The organism is Actinomycetota bacterium, from assembly GCA_040881665.1.
GTDB lineage: Bacteria > Actinomycetota > UBA4738 > UBA4738 > HRBIN12 > JBBDWR01.
Map to the genome: position 1 here is coordinate 353,771 of JBBECT010000007.1, position 6,635 is coordinate 360,405.

General features: G+C 68.3%; 13 protein-coding genes and 1 pseudogene. All 14 read right to left on the reverse strand.

From position 1 onward, the window contains the following. Positions 1-20 precede the first annotated feature (20 nt). The 14 genes and pseudogenes from rplE to rpsJ all read right to left on the reverse strand — a co-directional run bounded on the left by rplE (position 21) and on the right by rpsJ (position 6,530). Positions 21-596 carry a 50S ribosomal protein L5 gene (gene rplE / locus WEF05_11930; GenBank protein MEX1102587.1) on the reverse strand — a complete coding sequence of 192 codons (576 nt, stop codon included), beginning with the start codon at positions 594-596 and terminating at the stop codon, positions 21-23. After that, entirely contained in the window at positions 593-940 is a 348-nt protein-coding gene (rplX, locus tag WEF05_11935) for a 50S ribosomal protein L24 (protein ID MEX1102588.1), read from the reverse strand. Before rplX ends, rplE begins: the two co-directional genes overlap by 4 nt. Next, a complete protein-coding gene (gene rplN / locus WEF05_11940) occupies positions 940-1,308 on the reverse strand; it encodes a 50S ribosomal protein L14 (protein ID MEX1102589.1) in 369 nt (122 codons plus the stop codon). The genes rplX and rplN overlap by 1 nt, the downstream gene beginning before the upstream one ends. After that, the gene (rpsQ, locus tag WEF05_11945; protein ID MEX1102590.1) at positions 1,309-1,581 is read right to left on the reverse strand and encodes a 30S ribosomal protein S17; all 273 of its coding nucleotides are present in this window, start codon (positions 1,579-1,581) and stop codon (positions 1,309-1,311) included. It lies immediately after the preceding gene. Beyond that, a complete protein-coding gene (gene rpmC, locus WEF05_11950; protein ID MEX1102591.1) occupies positions 1,578-1,805 on the reverse strand; it encodes a 50S ribosomal protein L29 in 228 nt (75 codons plus the stop codon). The genes rpsQ and rpmC overlap by 4 nt, the downstream gene beginning before the upstream one ends. Continuing rightward, positions 1,806-2,222 carry a 50S ribosomal protein L16 gene (gene rplP, locus WEF05_11955; GenBank protein MEX1102592.1) on the reverse strand — a complete coding sequence of 139 codons (417 nt, stop codon included), beginning with the start codon at positions 2,220-2,222 and terminating at the stop codon, positions 1,806-1,808. It abuts the gene before it with no gap. Between the two features lie 287 nt (positions 2,223-2,509). Beyond that, positions 2,510-3,142 (reverse strand): annotated as a pseudogene (rpsC, locus tag WEF05_11960) (30S ribosomal protein S3). Beyond that, the gene (gene rplV / locus WEF05_11965) at positions 3,143-3,469 is read right to left on the reverse strand and encodes a 50S ribosomal protein L22 (GenBank protein ID MEX1102593.1); all 327 of its coding nucleotides are present in this window, start codon (positions 3,467-3,469) and stop codon (positions 3,143-3,145) included. Between the two features lie 28 nt (positions 3,470-3,497). After that, the gene (gene rpsS / locus WEF05_11970; protein ID MEX1102594.1) at positions 3,498-3,779 is read right to left on the reverse strand and encodes a 30S ribosomal protein S19; all 282 of its coding nucleotides are present in this window, start codon (positions 3,777-3,779) and stop codon (positions 3,498-3,500) included. Next, complete coding sequence (gene rplB / locus WEF05_11975; protein MEX1102595.1) at positions 3,779-4,609, reverse strand: 50S ribosomal protein L2; 831 nt, start codon at positions 4,607-4,609, stop codon at positions 3,779-3,781. Before rplB ends, rpsS begins: the two co-directional genes overlap by 1 nt. A gap of 8 nt (positions 4,610-4,617) precedes the next feature. Further along, on the reverse strand, positions 4,618-4,905 hold the full coding sequence (gene rplW / locus WEF05_11980; GenBank protein MEX1102596.1) for a 50S ribosomal protein L23: 288 nt from the start codon (positions 4,903-4,905) through the stop codon (positions 4,618-4,620). After that, positions 4,902-5,567, reverse strand: a complete 666-nt coding sequence (gene rplD / locus WEF05_11985; protein MEX1102597.1) for a 50S ribosomal protein L4 — start codon at positions 5,565-5,567, stop codon at positions 4,902-4,904. The genes rplW and rplD overlap by 4 nt, the downstream gene beginning before the upstream one ends. A 5-nt stretch (positions 5,568-5,572) precedes the next feature. Continuing rightward, positions 5,573-6,223: a 50S ribosomal protein L3 gene (gene rplC, locus WEF05_11990; GenBank protein MEX1102598.1), complete on the reverse strand. Its 651-nt coding sequence runs from the start codon at positions 6,221-6,223 to the stop codon at positions 5,573-5,575. Further along, on the reverse strand, positions 6,216-6,530 hold the full coding sequence (rpsJ, locus tag WEF05_11995) for a 30S ribosomal protein S10 (protein ID MEX1102599.1): 315 nt from the start codon (positions 6,528-6,530) through the stop codon (positions 6,216-6,218). Before rpsJ ends, rplC begins: the two co-directional genes overlap by 8 nt. Between the last annotated feature and the right edge of the window lie 105 nt (positions 6,531-6,635).

Below are 6,635 nucleotides of genomic sequence, written 5' to 3' on the forward strand. Positions count from 1 at the left end.
TCAGCTCACTTTCGCCGTGCTCACGATGCGGCCGCCACCGGGTCGGCCCCCGCGAGGGGCATCCCCAGGGCGAGCAGCAGCGCGCGTCCTTCGTCGTCGTCACTCGCCGTCGTCACGACGGTGATGTCCATGCCGCGGACCTTCGCGACCTTGTCGTAGTCGATCTCGGGGAACACCAGCTGCTCGGTGAGCCCGATCGTGTAGTTGCCGTGACCGTCGAACGCTCTCGGGTCCAGGCCACGGAAGTCGCGGATCCGCGGGAGCGTGATCGACATCAGCCGGTCGATGAACTCCCACATCCGGTCGCCGCGAAGCGTGACCTTGACCCCGATCGCCTGGCCCTGCCGGAGCTTGAACCCGGCGATCGACTTCTTCGCCTTCGTGACCACCGGCTTCTGCCCGGTGATCGTCGTCAGGTCCTCGACGGCGGCCTCCAGCATACGACCGTCCTTCAGGGAGTCGCCGACCCCCATGTTCACGACGATCTTGGCCAGACTCGGGACCTCGTGCAGGTTCGTGTAGCCCCGCTGCTCGATGAGCTTGGGGCGGATCTGTTCGCGGAACCGGATCTTCAGCCGCGCCTGGTAGTCGCTCATAGCGCCGCCTCGCACTTCCTGCAGATCCGGATCTTCGTGTCGCCGTCGATCCGGTGACCGATCCGGGTGGGCTTGCCGCACGACGAGCAGACGATCTGCACGTTGCTCACGTCGATGGGCATCTCCTTGTCGAGGATCCCGCCCTGCTGGTTCTGGCGGGTCGGCCGCGTGTGCCGCTTGGCCAGCGCCGCACCTTCGACCTGGACGCGCCCCCGGTCCGGATAGACGTTGACGACTCGGCCGACGTGGCCGCGGTCCTTGCCCGTCATCACCATCACGGTGTCGTTCTTGCGGATCTCGATCCGCGGCCGGGAACGCTTCGTGGTCTTCGTGCGGCGGGGCATCAGAGCACCTCCGGGGCCAGCGAGATGATCTTCATGAACCGCTTCTCGCGCAGCTCTCGGGCCACCGGCCCGAAGATGCGCGTTCCGCGCGGGTTGCGCTGCTCGTTGATCAGCACGACCGCGTTGTCGTCGAAGCGGATGTAGCTGCCGTCGGGGCGCCGGCGCTCCTTCGCGGTGCGCACGACGACGGCCTTGACGACCTCGCCCTTCTTGATCGAACCGCCCGGCAGGGCGTCCTTGACCGAGCCGACGATCACGTCGCCGACCCCTGCGTAGCGCCGGCCGGAGCCGCCGAGCACGCGGATGCAGAGGACCTCTCGGGCCCCCGAATTGTCCGCAACCTTGCATCGGCTCTCCTGCTGGATCACTTACTTCGCCCTCTCGACGACCTCGACGACGCGCCAGCGCTTCGTCTTGGACAGCGGCTTGGTCTCCATCACCCTCACGGTGTCGCCCACGTGCGCGTCGTTGGTCTCGTCGTGGACCTGCAGCTTGCTGCTGCGACGCACGGTCTTCTTGTAGACCCGGTGCAGCGACTGGCGGTCGATCCGCACGACGACGGTCTTGTCCATCGCGTCGGACAGGACGACGCCGGTGCGCACCTTCCGGCGCGCGCGATCGGTGGCTTCTGTCTCACTCACGACTCGTCTTCTTTCTCTGGCGATCTACGTTCGTTCGCTGTCGTTCGTTCGCTGAGCACGGTCAGGATGCGCGCGACGTCGTGGCGCACCTGCTTGATGCGCGAAGGGTTGTCCAGCTGCCCGGTCGCGTTCTGGAACCGGAGGTTGAACAGCTCCTCCTTCGCGTCGTCGAGCCGCTCGACGAGCTGCTCGTCGCCCATCTCGCGGAGTTCGGTCACCTGCATCTACTCGCCACCTGCCCGGGAGATGAACTTCGTCTTGATCGGCAGCTTGTGCGCGGCGCGCAGCATCGCCGAACGGGCGAGATCCTCGGGGACGCCCGCCAGCTCGAACAGCACGCGGCCCGGCTTGACGACGGCCACCCACCCCTCGGGGTTGCCCTTGCCCGACCCCATGCGGGTCTCGGCCGGCTTCTTCGTGTACGGCTTGTCCGGGAAGATGTTGATCCAGACCTTGCCGCCACGACGGATCCGCCGGGTGATCGCGACGCGCGCCGACTCGATCTGGCGGTTCGTGATCCACGCCGGCTCGAGCGCCACGAGACCGAAGTCGCCGAAGGTGATCTGGGTGCCGCCCTTGGCCTTGCCGCGCATGCGACCGCGATGCTGCTTGCGGTGCTTGACCTTCTTGGGGGCGAGCATCAGGCGTCGCCTCCCTCTTGGACCTCGGTGCGCGCGGCCTCGGCCGAGGGGTCGGGCGTGGTCGTCTCGACCGTCGTGGTCTCGACCTCGGTGGTACCGGTGGTCTCGTCGACCTTCACGTCGGTCTCGGTCGTGGTCTCGGTGATCGCGGTGGGCTCGCCGGTCGAGGGGTCCTGGGCGACCTCCTCGGTCTTCTCGACCATCTTCGCGCGGCCGGGCGTCGCCTTGACCTGCGCGACGGCGCGGGCGCGGGCGCGCTCGGTCTTCCGCTCGGCCTGCGGGATCTCGTCGCCGTGGTAGACCCAGACCTTCACACCGCAGCTGCCGGAGGTCGTCTTGGCCTTGGCGGTACCGAAGTCGATCTTGGCGCGGAGCGTGTGCAGGGGAACCCGGCCCTCGCGGTACCACTCGCTGCGCGACATCTCGGTGCCACCGAGGCGGCCGCCGGTCTGCACGCGAACGCCCAGGGCGCCGGCGCGCATCGCCGTCTGCACCCCGCGGCGCATCGCGCGACGGAACGCCACGCGGCCCACGAGCTGCTCGGCGATCCCCTGGGCGAGCAGTGCGGCGTCGGTCTCGGGCCGCGACTCGCTCGCCGCCGAGTTCATGTCCTCGACCTTCACGTCGACGCGCTTCTTCGTGTAGCGCTCGATGTCCTTGCGGATCCGGTCGACCTCGGCGCCCTTGCGGCCGATCACGATGCCCGGGCGCGCGGTGCGGATGAACACCCAGATCTGGTCGCCCTTGCGCTCGATGTCGATCGAGGAGATCCCGGCCCGCGACAGGCGGGAGCGGATGTGGTCGCGGATCCAGATGTCCTCGTGCAGCGATGTGGCGTAGTCCTTGTTGGCGTACCAGTTGGACTTCCAGGGGTAGATGACCCCCAGCCGGAACCCGTACGGGTTGACCTTGTTCCCCATCTAGACCTCGTCTCCTACGGACTTCACGACGATCGTGACGTGCGACGTGCGCTTGCGGACCCGCGTGGCGCGGCCGTACGCGCGCGGCCGATAGCGGCGCAGCGTCGGGCCCTGGTCGACCCAGGCGCGCTCGACGATCAGGTTCTCCCCGATCACCCCGGGCTTCTGCTCGGCGTTGGCCACGGCGGAATTCAGCAGCTTGCCCAGCTCCTCGGAGGCACCGAGGGCCGAGAAGCGCAGGATCCGTCGCGCCTCTTCCACGTGGGCGCCGCGGATCATGTCGACGGCGCGCCGCATCTTCCGCGGCGAGGTCCGCACGTACTTCATCGATGCCTTGGCTTCGGCCACGATCTCCCTACCTCACACCCGTGCTCTTCTCGCTGCGTGCGTGGGAGCGGAACGTCCGCGTCGGCGCGAACTCCCCCAGCTTGTGCCCGACCATCGCCTCGGAGATGTAGACCGGCACGTGCTTGCGGCCGTCGTGCACCGCGATCGTGTGGCCGACCATCTCGGGGACGATCGTGCTGCGCCGCGACCAGGTCTTGATGACCTTCTTGTCGTTGCGCTTGTTCATGTCGGCGACCTTGATCATCAGGTGGTCGTCGACGAACGGACCCTTCTTCACCGACCGCGGCATCAGCCACGCCCCTTCCCGCGACGCCGGACGATGTACTTGTTCGACCGCTTCTTCTTCTTGCGCGTGCGACCCTCGGCCTGACCCCACGGCGAGACCGGGTGCCGTCCACCCGAGGACTTGCCCTCGCCACCGCCGAGCGGGTGATCGACCGGGTTCATCGCCACGCCGCGCACCGACGGGCGCTTGCGCTTCCATCGGGCGCGGCCCGCCTTCCCGAGCTGCACGAGCTCGTGCTCGGCGTTGCCGACGACGCCGACGGTGCCGCGGCACGCGGCCTCGACCATCCGCATCTCACCGGAGGGAAGGCGCAGGGTCGCGAGCTTGCCCTCCTTCGCCATCAGCTGCACCGAGGTGCCGGCCGAACGCGCCATCTTCGCGCCGCCACCGGGCTTGAGCTCGATCGCGTGCACGACGGTGCCGACCGGGATGTTGCGCAGCGGAAGCGCGTTGCCGGGACGGATCTCGGCGCCGTCCCCCGACTGCACGGTGTCACCCTGCTTGAGCCCCTGCGGCGCGAGGATGTAGCGCTTCTCGCCATCCGCGTAGTGCAGCAAAGCGATCCGCGCGCTGCGGTTCGGGTCGTACTCGATGTGAGCGACCTTCGCGGGCACGCCGTCCTTGTTCCGCCGGAAGTCGATCGAACGGAACCGGCGCTTGTTGCCGCCACCCTGGTGCCGCGTCGTGATGCGGCCCTTGTTGTTGCGGCCGGCCCGGTTGCGGCCCTTGGAGGTCAGCGCCTTCTCCGGCGTCGCCCGGGTCACGTCGTCGAACGTGCTGACGCTGGCCCCGCGGCGGCCCGGTGTCGTCGGCTTGTATTTGCGAACGGCCATGGCGATCCCTATCCGGTCTCGAACAGCTCGATGCTGTCGCCCTCGGCGAGGGTGACGATCGCGCGCTTCTGGTCGGGGCGCTTCCCGGAGGTGTACCGGTAGCGCTTCACCTTCCCCTTGCGGCGCAGCGTGTTGACCGAGGTGACGCGCACGTTCCAGATCCGCTGGACGGCCTCTTTGATCTCGGTCTTGTTCGCCCGCGGGTCGACGATGAACGTGTAGGTGTTCGCCTCGATCCCCGAGTAGGACTTCTCCGACACGACCGGGCGCACGATCACGTCGCGATCGGTCTTCACGCGGGCTCACCCGCCTTCGCGCCGTTCCTCGTGGTCGTCTTCGCGAGGCCCTCGGCGACCCGGGCGATCGCGGACCTGTCGAAGATCACGCGATCGGCGTTCACGATCTCCCACACCCCGAGACCGCCGGCGAACGCGACGCGAACGCTCGGCAGGTTCCGGAAGCTCTTCTCGGTGGCCTCGTGCGGCTCGGACAGAATGAGCAGCACCTTGCCCTGGGCCTCGATCGCGTCGAGCAGCTCGATCGCGCGCTTGGTCTTCGGTTCGTCGAACGACAGTCCGTCGACGACCGTGAGCTTGCCGCTCGCCCGCGCGTCCGACAGCGCCGAGCGCAGCGCGCCCTTGCGCATCTTCTTGTTCACGCGCATCGCGTGGTCCTGCGGCTGCGGACCGTGCGCGACCCCGCCGCCGACCCAGATCGGGGAGCGGATCGAGCCGTGCCGAGCGCGACCGGTGCCCTTCTGGCGCCACGGCTTCTTGCCGCCACCGGAGACCTTGCCCCGCGTCTTCGTCGAGTGCGTTCCCGCGCGTTGTCCCGCCATCGCCGCGACCACGACCTGGTGCATCAGTGGCACGCTGATGTCGGCCTCGAACACGTCGGCGGGAAGATCGGTCGAACCGGCCTTGGATCCCGAGGCGTCGACGACATCGACCGAGGCCATCGAGGTCACACCGCCTTCTTCTCTGCGGGAGCTTTGACGGCCGAACGGATCAGGACGAGCCCTCCGTCGGGCCCGGGGACGGCGCCCTTGACGAGCAGCAGGTTGCGTTCGGCGTCCGCCTGGACGATCTCGAGGTTGAGCAGGGTGACGCGGTCGTGACCCATGTGGCCGGCCATCCGCATGCCCTTGAACACCCGCGACGGCGTCGCGCACGCGCCGATCGACCCCGGGGCGCGGTGGACCCGGTGGGTCCCGTGGCTCGCCTTCAGCCCGGAGAACCCGTGGCGCTTCATCGGACCGGCGAACCCCTTGCCCTTGCTGACGCCGACGACGTCGGCCTTCTCGCCCGGCACGAAGATGTCGACCGAGATGCGCTGGCCGGTCTCGTAATCGGCGGCGTCGTCGGTACGGATCTCGACGAGGTGACGGGTGGCGTCGACCCCCGCCTTGTCGAAGTGGCCCTGCATCGGCTTCGACGTGCGCTTCGGCGTGGCGAACCCGATCTGCACGGCGTCGTAGCCGTCGGTCGCGGTGGTCTTGATCTGCGTGATGAAGCACGGCCCCGCCTTGATCACGGTGACCGGGATCGCGCGCGTGTCGTCGAAGATCTGCGTCATGCCGACCTTCTCGCCGAGGATGCCCTTCACCTCAGCCACCGAGCTTCACCTCGATGTCGACGCCCGCCGACAGGTTCAGGCGCTGGAGCTCCTGGACCGTCTTCGAGGTGGCGTCGACGATGTCGATCAGCCGCTTGTGGGTGAGCATCTGGAAGTGTTCCCGCGAGTCCTTGTGCTTGTGGGGCCCGCGGATCACCGTGTAGACGGCGCGCTCGGTGGGCAGGGGGACGGGTCCGACGACCTTCGCGCCGGTGCGCGTCACGTGCTCGACGATGTCGCGCGCAGCGACGTCGAGCATGCGGTGGTCGTAGGCCCGCAGCTTGATACGGATCTTCGGTCCCGCCACGACGCTCGCCCTCCTCCCTCTGTCTCTCGCTCGGCTGTTGACGACTAGGCCAGGATCTTCGTGACGCGTCCGGCACCGACGGTGCGACCGCCCTCGCGGATCGCG